At 70.4% G+C, this 14,373-nt stretch carries 10 protein-coding genes; 5 read left to right on the forward strand and 5 right to left on the reverse strand.

What is annotated here, in order from left to right:
* Positions 1-38: 38 nt before the first annotated feature.
* Complete coding sequence (locus AB0N06_RS12280) at positions 39-1,793, forward strand: NAD+ synthase (protein WP_366134594.1); 1,755 nt, start codon at positions 39-41, stop codon at positions 1,791-1,793.
* Positions 1,794-1,814: 21 nt separating this feature from the next.
* Here the strand turns inward: AB0N06_RS12280 and AB0N06_RS12285 are convergent, their stop codons facing one another.
* The 4 genes from AB0N06_RS12285 to AB0N06_RS12300 form a co-directional block, all read right to left on the reverse strand.
* On the reverse strand, positions 1,815-3,011 hold the full coding sequence (locus tag AB0N06_RS12285; protein WP_366134595.1) for a globin domain-containing protein: 1,197 nt from the start codon (positions 3,009-3,011) through the stop codon (positions 1,815-1,817).
* Between the two features lie 77 nt (positions 3,012-3,088).
* Entirely contained in the window at positions 3,089-4,111 is a 1,023-nt protein-coding gene (locus tag AB0N06_RS12290) for an endonuclease/exonuclease/phosphatase family protein (RefSeq protein WP_366134596.1), read from the reverse strand.
* A gap of 190 nt (positions 4,112-4,301) precedes the next feature.
* Complete coding sequence (locus AB0N06_RS12295; RefSeq protein WP_366134597.1) at positions 4,302-4,994, reverse strand: TetR/AcrR family transcriptional regulator; 693 nt, start codon at positions 4,992-4,994, stop codon at positions 4,302-4,304.
* A gap of 161 nt (positions 4,995-5,155) precedes the next feature.
* A complete protein-coding gene (locus AB0N06_RS12300) occupies positions 5,156-6,766 on the reverse strand; it encodes an MFS transporter (RefSeq protein ID WP_366134598.1) in 1,611 nt (536 codons plus the stop codon).
* Positions 6,767-6,922: 156 nt separating this feature from the next.
* On the opposite strand from AB0N06_RS12300, the gene panB reads away from it, so the two are divergent.
* The 3 genes from panB (at position 6,923) to AB0N06_RS12315 (ending at position 9,869) form a co-directional block, all read left to right on the forward strand.
* A complete protein-coding gene (gene panB / locus AB0N06_RS12305; RefSeq protein WP_366134599.1) occupies positions 6,923-7,807 on the forward strand; it encodes a 3-methyl-2-oxobutanoate hydroxymethyltransferase in 885 nt (294 codons plus the stop codon).
* A gap of 188 nt (positions 7,808-7,995) precedes the next feature.
* Entirely contained in the window at positions 7,996-9,021 is a 1,026-nt protein-coding gene (locus tag AB0N06_RS12310; RefSeq protein WP_366134600.1) for an ATP-binding cassette domain-containing protein, read from the forward strand.
* Positions 9,018-9,869 (forward strand): ABC transporter permease, encoded by an 852-nt coding sequence (locus tag AB0N06_RS12315; RefSeq protein WP_366134601.1) that lies wholly within the window; start codon positions 9,018-9,020, stop codon positions 9,867-9,869. Before AB0N06_RS12310 ends, AB0N06_RS12315 begins: the two co-directional genes overlap by 4 nt.
* A gap of 14 nt (positions 9,870-9,883) precedes the next feature.
* Here the strand turns inward: AB0N06_RS12315 and AB0N06_RS12320 are convergent, their stop codons facing one another.
* A complete protein-coding gene (locus tag AB0N06_RS12320; protein ID WP_366134602.1) occupies positions 9,884-13,261 on the reverse strand; it encodes a BTAD domain-containing putative transcriptional regulator in 3,378 nt (1,125 codons plus the stop codon).
* A 209-nt stretch (positions 13,262-13,470) separates the two neighbouring features.
* Between AB0N06_RS12320 and AB0N06_RS12325 the strand changes: the two genes are divergently transcribed.
* Positions 13,471-14,271 (forward strand): site-2 protease family protein, encoded by an 801-nt coding sequence (locus AB0N06_RS12325; protein WP_366134603.1) that lies wholly within the window; start codon positions 13,471-13,473, stop codon positions 14,269-14,271.
* Positions 14,272-14,373 lie beyond the last annotated feature (102 nt).

The following is a 14,373-nucleotide window of genomic DNA, read 5'->3' on the forward strand; positions in this document are numbered from 1 at the left end:
CAGGATATCGCGTCAGAAAGACGATTACACTGAGGCGCGTGCCTCAACTACGCCTCGCTCTGAATCAGATCGACTCGACCGTCGGTGACCTCGTCGGCAACGCCGAGGCGATCGTCCACTGGACCCGGCACTCCGCCGAACAGGGCGCCCATCTGGTGGCGTTTCCCGAGATGGTGCTGACCGGTTACCCCGTCGAGGACCTGGCCCTGCGGTCGTCCTTCGTCGAGGCGTCGCGGAACGCGCTGGTTGCGCTCGCCGCCCGCCTCGACGCGGAGGGCTTCGGGGAGCTGCCGGTCGTCGTCGGCTACCTCAACCGTTCCGAGAAGGCCCAGCCGCGCTACGGCCAGCCTGCCGGCTCTCCGCAGAACGCCGCCGCGGTGCTGCACCGTGGGCGGGTCGCGCTGTCCTTCGCCAAGCACCACCTGCCCAACTACGGGGTCTTCGACGAGTACCGGTACTTCGTGCCGGGCGATTCGATGCCCGTCGTACGGGTCCACGGGGTCGATGTGGCGCTCGCGATCTGCGAGGACCTCTGGCAGGACGGCGGCCGGGTGCCTGCCGCGCGCGCCGCCGGGGCCGGGCTGCTGCTGTCGATCAATGCCTCGCCGTACGAGCGGGACAAGGACGACACCCGGCTGGAACTGGTCCGCAAGCGGGCACAGGAGGCCGGCTGCACCACCGCCTATCTGGCGATGATCGGCGGGCAGGACGAGCTGGTCTTCGACGGCGACTCGATCGTCGTCGACAAGGACGGCGACGTGATCGCCCGTGCCCCGCAGTTCGCCGAGGGCTGCGTCGTCCTCGACCTGGAGCTGCCCGCCGCGGCGCCCGAGGCGCCGTCAGGGGTGGTGAACGACGGACTGCGGATCGACCACGTGGTCCTCTCCGACGAGCTCCTCCCCGCCTACGAGGCGGAGCTGACCGGCGGCTACGCCGAGCGGCTCGACGACGACGAGGAGCTGTACTCCGCGCTGGTCGTGGGCCTGCGTGCGTACGCCGCCAAGAACGGCTTCAGCAGTGCACTGATCGGGCTGTCCGGCGGGATCGACTCGGCGCTCGTCGCGGCCATCGCGTGCGATGCGCTGGGCGCGCAGAACGTGTACGGCATCTCGATGCCCTCGAAGTACTCCTCGGACCACTCCAAGGGCGACGCGGCGGAGCTGGCGCGCCGTACCGGGCTGAACTTCCGCACCGTATCGATCGAGCCGATGTTCGACGCGTACATGAAGTCGCTGGGGCTCACCGGTCTCGCCGAGGAGAACCTCCAGTCGCGACTGCGCGGCACGATGCTGATGGCCGTCTCCAACCAGGAGGGCCAGATCGTCCTCGCCCCGGGCAACAAGTCGGAGCTGGCGGTCGGCTACTCGACGCTGTACGGGGACTCCGTCGGCGCGTACGGGCCGATCAAGGACGTCTACAAGACGTCGATCTTCCGGCTGACGAAGTGGCGCAACCGGGCCGCGGAGGAACGCGGCCAGACCCCGCCGATCCCGGAGGCGTCCATCACCAAGCCGCCCAGCGCCGAGCTGCGGCCCGACCAGGTCGACACGGACTCGCTGCCCGACTACGACGTGCTGGACCGGATCCTGGAGCTGTACGTCGACCAGGACCTGGGGCTGGAGTCGATCGTGGCGGCCGGGTTCGACGAGACGCTGGTGACGAGGACGCTGCGGATGGTGGACACCGCGGAGTACAAGCGGCGGCAGTACCCGCCGGGCACGAAGATCTCCCCGAAGGGCTTCGGCAAGGACCGGCGGCTGCCGATCACCAATCGGTGGCGCGAGTCGGGGTGAGCGGCGACATCCCTCACGTGTCTACCGGGAGTGAATCCATGGGATGTCGCGCTTGCTCAGGAACCACTCCGCCGGGGACGTGGGCTCGTCGGTGCCGTGCTGGTGGATGTAGGCGTCGCGGCGTATGTGGTCAGGACCGAGGCCGAGCGCCCCGAGCTGCTTCTCGACAGCGCGCACCATGCCCGAGGGTCCGCTGACGTAGACCTGGCGGCTGGGTCGGTTACGGGCGTACTCACCGACCTGTCGCAGCAGTTCGGCGTCGGCGTCCTCCGGTTCCCCGCCCTCCGGTGGCAGCGCCGCTGTGACGTCCAGCCAGTCGTACGTCTTGGCCAGCCGCTCCAGGCCGTCGAGGTCGTAGACATCGCGCTCGCTGCGGGCGCCGAGGATGAGCCTCACTTCGCCCGGCCGGGGCAGGGCCCCGGCCGCCTTGATGATCGCCTTCACCGGCGCCCAGCCGGTACCCCCGGCCACGCACAGCAGACCGTGACCGGAATCGAGCGGCAGGGTCATGCTGCCGGTCGCGGGGCCGAGACGGACGCTGCCTCCGGAGCGGACCCGGTCCACCAGTGCGGTGCTCAGTCGGCCGCGCTCGATGCGGCGCACATGGAATTCCAGGGTGCCGTCGATGCGCGGAGCATTGGCGATCGAGTACGGGCGCCAGACCTGGGGCACCTCGGGCACGGTCAGCGCGGCGTGCTGACCGGCCTCGAAGGGATAGGGAAGGTGCGGGCGCACCGTGAGAACCGCGATGTCATCGGTGCGCAGCTCGTGGTGGACGACCTCCGCGTCCCACCAGCGGGGCGTCGACTCGGGGACCTCTTCGGCCGCAGCGATCATCACTTGCGAGATGAGGCCGTAGGCCGCGACCCACGCCTCCTCGACCTCCTGCGTCCAGGCGTCGCCGGCAAACACCTTCAGCGCCGCGATGAGGCTGGCGCCCACGGCCGGGTAGTGCTCGGGACGGGTATCGAACGTGCGGTGGTCGAAGCCGAGGGGGCGCAGGTACGCCACGAGGGCTTCGGGGTCGGCGGTGTTCATGGCTGCCGCAGTGAGCGCGGCGAAGAGCCGGTCCTGCTGCTCGTCCATCTGCTCCGGGAACATGTGGCGGACGCCAGGGTTGTGGTGAAACAGGTGAGCGTAGAAGTACTTGCTCAGCTGATTCGCAGGCCGTTCGACGACAGAGAAGCTCCACTCGATGAGCGCAGCATTTATGGACATGAGGGGCAGTAATATCCGCGATCTCCAGGCCCCTTCACACTATGTGTGCCCCGCACAAGCCCCCGACCGGGCAGATCTCAGAGTTCGACGCGGGCGGCGATCGGGAGGTGGTCGCTGTCCGTCGCCGGGAGCGTCCACGACGACTTCGGCTCGACGCCCTTCACCATGATCTGGTCGATCCGGGCCATCGGGGACGACGCCGGCCAACTGAAGCCGAAACCGTCGCCGGCCGCGCCCTGGGTGGACCTCATCTGCGAGGTGACCTCATTGAGCGAGCGGTCGTTCATCGTGCCGTTGAGGTCACCGAGCAGGATCACCTTGCCGAGGCGTTCGTCGGCGATGGCCTCGCCCAGGGCGTCCGCGCTGTCGTCGCGCTGGTTGGCGGTGAATCCGGCGTGCAGCTTGACCCGTACGGACGGCATATGGGCCACATAGACGGCGACCTCACCCTTGGGCGTCGTCACCGTGGAACGCATCGCCCGGGTCCAGCCCATCTTGATGTCGACCGGCCGGGTGTTGCTCATCGGGTACTTGCTCCACAGGCCGACGGTCCCCTGCACCGAGTGGTACGGGAAGCGGTCGGCGAGCGCCGCCTCGTACGTGGACACCTGGCCGCTCGGCAGCTCCTGCAGGGCGATGATGTCGGCACCGGAGCCCGCGACCTTCCGGGCGGTGCCCGTGGGGTCGGGGTTGTCGGCGTTGACGTTGTGGGTGGCCACGGTGAGGTCGCCGCCGCTGCCCGACTTGTCGGTGAGCAGCCCGCCGAAGAGGTTGAGCCAGACCATGACCGGCAGCAGCAGGGCGATCAGCGCGGTCGCCGAGCGACGCACCAGGCCCAGGATCAGCAGCAGCGGGACGAACACGCCGAACCACGGCAGGAACGTCTCGCTGAGGCTGCCGAGGTTGCCGATGGTGTTCGGGATCTCCGCATGGAACGCCATCACGAGGGTGAGGAGCACCGCGCAGGCGGCAAGGACGATGCCGCGCCGCCACATCCCCTTGCCACTCGTCCATCTGTCGCGCAGGTGCCGGAAGCGGGACTCGGTGCGCTGCGGTCCCGCGCTGCCGTTCCCGGTGTCCGCCCTGTACTCCTGCACCATTGCGCCGTCCTCACTGCTTCGCCGTACCCATCGCCGCGCTCCCCGACCCTAGGCGATGAGCAACGCCTTTCCTGCCGCCCACGACGGCCGTACTGTCACGAGGACGAAGGACGCGGTCCGGCGAGTTCCGGCCTGAGCGATCTTGTGAGCGTTGTGACACAACGCTGACACTCGGGCAGAGCCGGGCGTGTCATGCCTGGCCTGCGCTTTTGCCGGACAGAAGGGTGGCGGGGGCGGTTGCCCGGGCGGGGACCGGGGTGGTGTCGGGAGCCGGGCGCGGCGCCAGGCCCTCGACCAGCGTCCGGATGATCCGGTCGGCGAGGTCCTCCGGGAGTGGCGCGTCGGGCCGGTGAACGGTCCGTACGAGCATGGGACCGACGAACAGGTCGTCCATCAGCTCCACGTCCAGGTCCGCCCGGAGTTCGCCCGCTTCGACCGCCCGCCGCACGGCCGCCACCATCGCGACCCGCCGCGGTGCTATCACCGTGCACTGGTACTCGGCCCACAGCTTGGGGTGGCTCTTCATCTGCGCGAAGACGTTGTGGAGGAGGGCCGAGGAGCGCTGGGCGAGTCCGCGCCTGCGCAGCGACTCCAGCATCACGCGGAGGTCGCTGAGCCCGGCGGTGCCGGAGATCTTCGGTTCCGGGGGTTCGATGGCGCGCAGCACATCGACGAAGAGCTCTTCCTTGCCGCTCCAGCGCCGGTAGATGGTGGCCTTGCCGACGCCTGCGGTCCGGGCGATGCGCTCGATGGACAGCCCGGCGAGCGGTTCGCCGGCCTCCAGGAGCTCGACGACGGCGTCCAGGATCGCCCGCTCCGCCGCCGCACTGCGCGGTCGGCCGCGCCGCGGTTCCCGGTCCTCGTCCTGCGCCTGCACCTGCACCTGGCTCCACCTCTTCGCCGCGCCCGTCCGGGTTCCTGTCCCGATTCTCACCGACCGGGGCGGTGTCCTGCTCCCTGCCCCGGCCGGCCCGGTCTGTCCGGGGTGACCGGGGTGACCGGGGCGGGGCTTTTCAGCCGTCCGGACCCGTGGCCGTCATGGCGTCATCGGCGCGCGCCCACAGGCACGGCCCGGTCGTCGTCGCCCTGTCCGGACCGCTGCCCGGCGGGCGGCTTGCCCGGCAGGAAGATTCCGACCACGAGCGCACCGATCAGGGCGACGCACGCGGAGCCGAGGGCGGTGACGTGCATGGCGCTGACAAACGCGTCGTTGGCCGCGCCGACCAGCGGAGCGCCCGCCGGACCGAGCTTCTCCGCGATGCCGAGGGTCGCCTCGATCGACTCCCCCGCCGCGTCCCTGGCCGCGGCCGGGAGCGTACCGAGGTGGCCCTCGATGTCACCGCGGTAGACGGTGGACAGCACCGAGCCCAGGACGGCGATCCCGAGCGCTCCGCCGACCTGCCGGAACGTGTTGTTGATGGCCGATCCGGAACCGGCCTTCTCGCGCGGCAGCGCCTGCATCACGGCGACGGTGACGGGCGGCATGACATGAGCCATGCCGGTGCCCTGAACGAAGAAGACCAGACACATCACCCAGATGGGTGTGGTGGCGTCGAAGAGTGCGAACGCCGACAGTCCGACCGCGACCAGCAGCATGCCGGCCGTGCACACCGCACGGGAGCCGAACCGCTCGACGACCAGCCGGGCGCGCGGCGCGAAGATCATCTGCGCGGCGGCCAGCGGCACGATCAGGAGTCCGGACTGCAGGGCGCTGTAGCCGCGCACGCTCTGCAGGTAGAAGGCGGAGAAGAAGGTCACGCCCATCAGCGCGAAGAAGACCAGCGCCACAGCGGCGACGGCGGCGGAGAACGCGCCGTTCTTGAAGTACGTGATGTCGATGGCCGGGTGGCTGCTGCGCTTCTCGTGCCAGACGAATCCGGCCAGGACGACGAGACCGCCGAAGATCGAGAGGAGCACGACGGCGTCGCCGAAGTCGGCGAGTTCGCCGCCGCGGATGATGCCGAACACCAGCAGGACCAGACCGACGATGGAGAGGAGGACCCCGAGCGGGTCGATCCGGCCCGGCTTCGGGTCCCGGGAGTCCGGCACCAGCACCGCCATCGCGATCAGCGCGATGACGACGACGGGCACGTTGACCAGGAAGATCGAGCCCCACCAGAAGTGTTCGAGCAGCAGTCCGCCGGTGATCGGGCCGATGGCGATGCCCAGGCCGACGCTGGCGGCCCAGATGCCGATCGCCTTGGGCTGCTCGTCGCGCTCGAAGACGTTCATCAGGATCGCGAGTGTGGCGGGCATCACGAACGCGGCGCCGAAGCCCATCACGGCGCGCCAGGTGATGAGTTCGCCGGGCGAACCGGACATCGCGGCGAGCGCCGAGCCGATGCCGAACAGCAGGATGCCGAAGAGCAGGACCTTCTTGCGGCCGATGCGGTCGCCGAGCAGACCGGCGGTGAAGAGGAGTCCGGCGAAGACCAGCGTGTACGAGTTGATCGCCCACTCCAGCTCGCTCTGGGTGGCTCCGAGCCCGGTGGGCGACGGGCTCGCGATGGTCTTGACCGCGACGTTCAGGATCGAGTTGTCCAGCACCACGATGAGCAGACTGAACATCAGAACGGTGAGGATCACCCAGCGGCGGCGATGGATCGTCTCGGGAACACGGGGCACGGCGGCCGGAGGGCCGGAGGGTATCGACATGGCGGCGAGCGTATCCCATTTCGATACGAGACCGTCTCGTATTGGAAAGTCTTTGCCCGGTCGTGCCCACTTCCCGTGGACGGCGCGGGATGCCACCATGGACGGGATCCGGGGACGCCGTCAGGGCGCCTCGAGATGACGAAGGAGCCGTTGGCAATGACGCTTCAGGCTGCGCAGAACCAGCCCGCAACCCCCGCGGGGGCCCCCACCGACAGCAGCAAGGCGCTGTACGGAGGCAAGAGCGCTCGCCGCATCACCGTCCACGACATCGCCGCCGCCACCGAGCGCGGCGAGAAGTGGCCCATGCTCACCGCCTACGACGCGATGACCGCGTCCGTCTTCGACGAGGCCGGCATCCCGGTCATGCTCGTCGGCGACTCCATGGGCAACTGTCACCTCGGCTACGAGACCACCGTGCCCGTCACGATGGACGAGATCGCCATCCTCTCCGCCGCCGTCGTACGGGGCACCAAGCGCGCCCTCATTGTCGGCGACCTGCCCTTCGGGGCGTACCAGGAAGGGCCCGTCCAGGCCCTGCGCAACGCCACCCGGCTGGTCAAGGAGTCCGGCGTCGGGGCGGTCAAGCTGGAGGGCGGCGAGCGGTCGCTCCCCCAGACCGAGCTGCTCGTCTCGGCCGGCATCCCGGTCATGTCGCACCTCGGTCTGACCCCTCAGTCCGTGAACACCATGGGCTACCGGGTGCAGGGCCGCAGCGACGAGGCCGCCCACCGGCTGATCAGGGACGCCAAGGCGGCGCAGGACGCGGGGGCGTTCGCCGTCGTCCTGGAGCTCGTACCGGCCGAGGTCGCCGCCGAGATCACCCGCAGTCTGCACATCCCGACCGTCGGCATCGGCGCCGGTCCCGACACCGACGCCCAGGTGTTGGTCTACACCGACATGGTGGGGCTGACCGGCGGCAAGGTCCCGCGCTTCACCAAGCAGTACGCGAACATGCGCAAGGTGCTCGGTGACGCGGCGAAGGAGTTTGCAAACGAGGTCGTCGGCGGCACGTTCCCGCAGCCGGAGCACACCTTCCACTAGGTCCTTCCGGACGAGAGGTCCCCGGACATGACCGGTCCCCTCCGGGGGATCACTGGCCACTGCCCGCGCAACGACAGCCCGCCGACTTCCCCCATCGGCGGGCTGTCGGCGTGCGCCGGCCGCTGCAGGCGTTCTGTAGGCGGCCCTGTCGGCAGGATGTCGGTGGGCTGTCGGTGGCGGCTGGTCCCATGGTGGACATGACGCGAATCGACAAGAACCCCAGGAGCGGCGGCAACGCCGTCGAGGTGCGGGGGCTGGTCAAGCACTACGGCTCGACCAAGGCGCTGGACGGCGTGGACCTCGATGTGCGCGAGGGCACCGTCCTCGGTGTGCTCGGCCCCAACGGCGCCGGCAAGACCACCCTCGTACGCTGCCTGTCCACGCTGATCGTTCCCGATGCCGGACACGCCACCGTGGCCGGCTACGACGTGGTGAAGCAGCCGCGACAGCTGCGCCGCGTCATCGGCCTGACCGGCCAGTACGCCTCGGTCGACGAGAAGCTCTCCGGCTGGGAGAACCTCTACATGATCGGGCGCCTCCTCGACCTGCCCCGCTCGTCCGCGCGGGCCCGCGCCGACGAGCTGCTGGAGCGGTTCTCTCTCACCGAAGCCGCCAAGCGGCCCGCGATGAACTACTCCGGTGGCATGCGGCGCCGGCTCGACCTGGCCGCCTCGATGATCGGCAGCCCGGCCGTGCTGTATCTGGACGAGCCGACGACGGGGCTCGACCCCCGGACCCGTAACGAGGTCTGGGACGAGGTGCGGCGGATGGTCGCGGAAGGGGCGACCGTGCTGCTCACCACCCAGTACATGGAAGAGGCCGAGCAGCTCGCCAACGAGCTCACCGTCATCGACAAGGGCAGGATCATCGCCAGCGGCGGGGTCGACGAGCTCAAGGCGAAGGTCGGCGGCCGCACCCTGCAGGTCCGGCCCACGGACCCGGGCCGGCTGCCCGCCATGGCCCGGGCGCTCGCCGAGGCCGGCCTCGACGGGGTGGCTGGTTCACAGGCCGTCCCGGACGAGGGCATGTTGTACGTACCGATCCTCAGCGACGACCAACTGACCGCCGTCATCGGCCTGTTCGCCGACCGCGGTCTCTCCATCGCGCACATCGCCACCGTGCTGCCCAGCCTGGACGAGGTATTCCTCGCCATCACCGGCGAGAAGACCACGCCGTCCGTGACCGAGACGATTCCCGAGGAGGTCGCGGCATGAGCACGGCGACTCTGACACCCGACGCCCCGACCGGCTCCGCACCGGCGAAGGTCCTCCCCGACGAGGGCCGGATCGGACTGCGCGGCAATCTGCGGCACATCGGGGCGCTGGTGCGGCGCAATCTGCTCCAGATCAAGCAGGACCCGGAGTCGATGTTCGACGCGCTCCTGATGCCGGTCATCTTCACGCTGCTGTTCGTGTACGTCTTCGGCGGCTCGGTCGGCGGGAGCCTGGGCGGCGGCCGGCAGGAGTACATCAACTATCTGATCCCCGGTCTGATGGCGATGATGGGCATGAACATCGCCTCAGCGGTCGGCACCGGTGTCAATGACGACTTCCGCAAGGGCGTCATGGACCGGTTCCGGACCATGCCGATCGCCCGTTCCTCGGTGCTGATCGCAAAGATCGTGGTCGAGCTCGGCCGGATGATGGTCGCCACGGTGATCCTGCTGGCCATGGGCTTCGCTCTCGGCCTGGAGATCAAGACCTCGGTGGTCGGTCTGCTGGAGGCGGTCGCACTGTCGGCGGTGTTCGGCGCCGCCATCATGTGGATCTTCATCCTGCTCGGGCTGTCCCTCAAGACGTCCCAGTCGGTTCAGGCCATGGGGTTCCTCGTGCTGATGCCACTGCAGTTCGGTTCATCGATCTTCGCCCCGCCGGCCACGATGCCCGGCTGGCTCCAGGCCTTCACCGACTACAACCCGCTGTCCAATCTCGCGGACGCGGCGCGCGGGCTGATGCTCGGCGGTCCGGTGGCGCACTCGGTGTGGCTGACGCTCGGCTGGGCCGCGGCCATCACCCTGGTGACGGCGCCGCTCGCGGTCGCCAAGTTCCGCAAGAGGACCTGACGCGCCCCTCCGGTTCACTCCCGGTACGCGTCGACCAGGGCGACGGCCTCCTCCAGGGCGAGGCCGTCGCCCTCGGCGTACGCGGAGTCGTACGCGGCCTCGCCGAGGACCGCCGAGGCCAGGGCTTTTGCCCGCGCCAGGTTGTCCCGCTCCATCGACGTCGGCACATGTCCGGCCGGCAGCAGTCGCGAGCCCGCGCCCAGCAGCCGTGCGGCGAGCCCGGCCGCCGGTTCGTCGCCGAGTCCGGCCAGGGCCCTGGCCACGGTGACGAGATGGATGACGGTCAGCTGCGGCGCGACCATCTGCGAGAGCGGGTCCCCGGACCGGGCCAGCGCCGTCCTGCCGCGGGCCAGCGCGTCGGCGTACAGCCCCTCCTGATTGTCCAGCCAGGCCATGGCTCCCAGCACGAAGCCTTCGAAGATGGCCATGGTCTCCGAGCGGAAGTGGTCAAGCAGAGCGAGCATCTGCTCGCGGGCCTCGGCCGTCCGGCCGGAGCGGCCCAGCCACATGGCGAGAAAGAGCCGGGCTGTGGGCATCGCCTCGTGGCCCGCCTGTGGTCCCTGGGAGAGCACGTCCCGCAGGATCCGCTCGCCCTCCGCGCCGCGGTCGAGCTCGGCGAGGACCGAGGCGTAGCGGGTACGGAGCACCGCCACCTGGGACTGCGCGCCGAGCTTCTCGGCATAGCCGATCGCGGCCAGGAAGTCCTCGGCGGCGCAGGCGTATTCGCCGCACCGCTCGTTCGCCTCGCCCCGCGAGGAAAGTGCTTCGGCGGCGCCCCAGTCGTCGCCGAGCCGGCTGAAGATCTCCAGGCTCTCGTCGGCGTCGATGCGCGCCTCGTCCGACCAACTGGGGCGGTTGGCCAGCACATTGGCACGCATCTGGAGCGCGGCGGCCAGTTCCCAGTCGTAGCCCAGCTCGCGGCAGGAGCGGACCGTCTCGTCCAGCAGCTCGCGCAGCTCGCCCATGTCCCCGGTGAGCATGACCGCGAAGAACCAGAGTGATGCCGGAGCGCGGCAGGTCTGCGGCTGGCCCGGGTGATACGTGTCGGCGATGACACGGAGCCGCGCCATGCTCGCCTCGTCGGTCCATTCGTCCAGGGCGTGGTCCATGCTGACCAACTGGACCAGCGCCACCCCGCGCCTGGCCTCCTGGAGCAGGTCCGGCGACATGGGCGGCGGCGCATCGGTGCAGCGTTCGTGCATCGACGGTGCGGGAGCGGCGGGTGAGGTGAAGGGGTCGGGGCCCAGCGCGGCGGCGGCGTCCGCCCACTGCAGGGCGTCCGCCCGCAGGCCGCGCATCTGCCAGTACCAGGAGAGCGAGAGCACCATGCAAAGCGCCTCCTGCTCGTCGCGGGTGGCGACGGCGTGGCGCAGCGCGGTGCGCAGATTCTCGTACTCGCGCTGCAGGAGGTCGATGGCGGCCCGCTGTCCGGCGCCCCGGAGTTCGGGGTCGGTGGTACGGGCCAGTTCCCGGAAGTGCACCAGGTGGTGCCGCTCGACGGTGGCCCGCTCCCCGGCCTCGTCGAGCCGCTCGGCGGCGTACTCGCCGACGGTCTCCAGCAACCGGTAGCGCATTTCGCCGTCGTCGGCGGGTGCGGCGACGACGAGGGACTTGTCGACGAGTGAGCCGAGCAGTCCGGCGACCTCGCGCGCGTCCTGCGGCCCGTCCGCGCAGACCGCTTCGGCCGCGGCGAGCGTGCAGCCGCCTGCGAAGACCGACAGCCTGCGCAGGACGGCGCGTTCGGACGGGTCGAGAAGATCCCAGGACCAGTCGACGACGGCACGCAGCGTCTGCTGGCGCGGCAGCACGGTACGGGCCCCGCTGGTCAGCAGGCGGAACCGGTCGTCGAGCCGGTCGGCGATCTGGCGCGGGCTGAGCATGCGCAGCCGGGCGGCGGCGAGTTCGATGGCGAGCGGCAGTCCGTCGAGCCGGCGGCAGATCTCCGCGGCGGCCGCCGCGGTCTCCTCGTCCGCGTCGGTCCGGAACCCCGGCTTCGCGGCGGCGCCTCGGTCGGCGAGCAGGCGCAGCGCCACCGGGTCGGGCAGCGGGCCGACGGGACGGACGAACTCGCCGGGTACGCCGAGGGGTTCGCGGCTGGTCGCCAGGACGGTGAGGTCCGGACAGTGGGCGAGCAGATGGTCGGCGAGCGCGGCGGCGGCCTCGACGACGTGCTCGCAGTTGTCGAGAAGGAGGAGCATGCGGCGCCGAGAGCAGTGCTCGGTGAGCCGGACGAGCGGGTCGCCCGCGCCGCGCTCGGCGGCCCGGAGCTCTTCGGCGCCGGCGCCGCGCAGCACGGTCTCGCGGGCACCCAGCGCGGTCAGTACGGCTTCGGGCACGGTTTCCGGGTCGTCGACGGGGGCGAGCTCGGCCAGCCAGACACCGTCCGGCCAGGCGGGCGCGACAGATTCGGCCGCCTCCTGGGAGAGCCGGGTCTTGCCCGCGCCGCCGGGCCCGAGAAGGGTAACGAGCCGGGCCTGCGCGAGGTCGTCACGGATGGCGTCGATGTCGTCCTCGCGCCCGACGAAACTGGTGAGCCTGGCGCGCAGGTTGCCGTGGGCGTGGCGGGTGTGGGTGCGGGCCGGTTCCGCACGCGCCCGGCCCGGGGCAGGCGTCCGGTCCGTGGCGCGGGCCGGCTCCTGTCCCGGCGTCCGGTTCGGCCGTCTGCGCACCGGCTCTTGATGGAGCAACTCCGCGTGCAATGCGCGCAGTTCGGGGCCCGGGTCGGCGCCGAGGCGGTCGGCGAGCACGGTGCGCACCTCCTCGTACGCCGCCAGTGCCTGCGCCGTGCGTCCGGCGTCCCGCAGCGCCCGCAGCCGCAGCGCCTGAAGGAGTTCGTCCATCGGGTGGTCCGCGCAGAGCGCGACCAGCTCCGGCAGGACCTCATCGGCCCGGCCCAGCGCCAGCGCTGCGGTCAGTCTGGCGCGGCGGGCGTCCAGGCGGCGGGCCGTCCAGCGGGCGGCGACGGCGCCCCGGTCCGGCAGATCGGCGAGAACCGGTCCGCGCCAGAGTGCGAGGGCGTCGTCGAGGACCGTCACGGCCTTCGCCGGATCGCCCTCCTCCAGTGCGCGCGTCCCGTCCCCGGCAAGCCGCCCGAAGCGGTGCAGGTCGACAGCGTCCGGGTCGGCGGCGAGCCGGTAGCCGCTCTCCGCCGAAGTGATCGCCTCATGGCCGAGGACGCGGCGGAGCCGGCCGACGAGCGCCTGCAGGGCACCGACCGCGTCGGCGGGCGGATCGCCGTCCCACACCTCGTCGACGAGCACGGTGGCCCGGACGGCACGGCCGGGGCGCAGCGCGAGAACGGTCAGCAGGGCGCGCAGCCGCGCCCCACCGATGACAACGGCCGTGCCGTCGTCACGGAGTGCCTGTGTGGTGCCGAGGATGCTGTAGCGCACGCGCCTATTCTCCTTGACTGCTCCCTGTCCGAAGAGAGATCTCGCTCCGCGGTGCGCGCAGTCCAGGTGGGGCGCGCCCTGCTCGCCGTGTCCCCACCCCGTCCGGAACCACGGCGTCGGCGCGAGACGTTCCCTCCGTGCCACCGGTACGGTCAGGGCTCGCGCCTGCCCCGACGCACTCCCCGCACCCAGCCACCTGGAGTCCGCTGATGACCACTGCAGCAGCCCGGAGCGACCGGCGGATCAGCCCGGTCTTTCTCGGGATCGTCGCCGTCATGGCGGTATCGGGCTGGGCGGTGTGGACGGACTCCGGGTATCCCCCGGGGCTCGCGGTCTTCCTCTTCGTCACGGCGGCGTGGGTCGTCTCGCTCTGTCTGCACGAGTACGCGCACGCCCGCACCGCGCTGCACAGCGGGGACATCTCGATCGGGGAGAAGGGCTATCTCACGCTCAACCCGCTCGCCTACACGCACGCGCTGCTGAGCATCGTGCTGCCGGTACTGTTCGTGATCATGGGTGGATTCGGTCTGCCCGGTGGCGCGGTCTTCATCGAGCGGGGCCGGATCAGCGGCCGCGGGAAGCACAGCCTGATTTCGGCGGCGGGCCCGCTGATGAACGTACTGTTCGCGCTCGTCTGCACGGCGCCGTTCTGGCTGCACGCCCTGGACGGGGTCCCGAGGGAGTTCCGGTACGCGCTGGCGTTCCTGGCACTGCTTCAGGTCACCGCGGCGATCCTGAACTTCCTGCCGGTCCCCGGCCTGGACGGGTACGGGGTGATCGAGCCCTGGTTGTCGTACCGGATCCGCCGCCAGGTCGAGCCGTTCGCACAGTTCGGACTGATCGCGGTCTTCGGCGTGCTGTGGATCCCGGAGATCAACCACGTGTTCTTCGACGCGATCCACAGCCTGCTGCAGTCACTGGGCGTGAGTGAATTCAGGACGTACTGCGGACGCGACGCCTACCAGTTCTGGAGCACGGCGAATCCGGCCTGCGCCGTCGACAGGCCTTAGCTTGGCTTTAAACCCCACCAAGATCATTTCTTGGTGGGGTTTGTCGTTCGCCTGACAGCTGAGCGGCCTCTGCTTGATCATGTGTTTCCGCCAAGAGACACG

It is taken from the genome of Streptomyces sp. NPDC051020 (assembly GCF_040683105.1).
GTDB lineage: Bacteria > Actinomycetota > Actinomycetes > Streptomycetales > Streptomycetaceae > Streptomyces.

Bases quoted from the DNA above. Each gene is read 5' to 3' on its own strand.
- AB0N06_RS12285 (WP_366134595.1), bottom strand. From the start codon at position 3,011: ATGTCCATAAATGCTGCGCTCATCGAGTGGAGCTTCTCTGTCGTCGAA.
- AB0N06_RS12290 (WP_366134596.1), bottom strand. From the start codon at position 4,111: ATGGTGCAGGAGTACAGGGCGGACACCGGGAACGGCAGCGCGGGACCG.
- AB0N06_RS12300 (WP_366134598.1), bottom strand. From the start codon at position 6,766: ATGTCGATACCCTCCGGCCCTCCGGCCGCCGTGCCCCGTGTTCCCGAG.
- panB (WP_366134599.1), top strand. From the start codon at position 6,923: ATGACGCTTCAGGCTGCGCAGAACCAGCCCGCAACCCCCGCGGGGGCC.
- AB0N06_RS12310 (WP_366134600.1), top strand. From the start codon at position 7,996: ATGGTGGACATGACGCGAATCGACAAGAACCCCAGGAGCGGCGGCAAC.
- AB0N06_RS12315 (WP_366134601.1), top strand. From the start codon at position 9,018: ATGAGCACGGCGACTCTGACACCCGACGCCCCGACCGGCTCCGCACCG.
- AB0N06_RS12325 (WP_366134603.1), top strand. From the start codon at position 13,471: ATGACCACTGCAGCAGCCCGGAGCGACCGGCGGATCAGCCCGGTCTTT.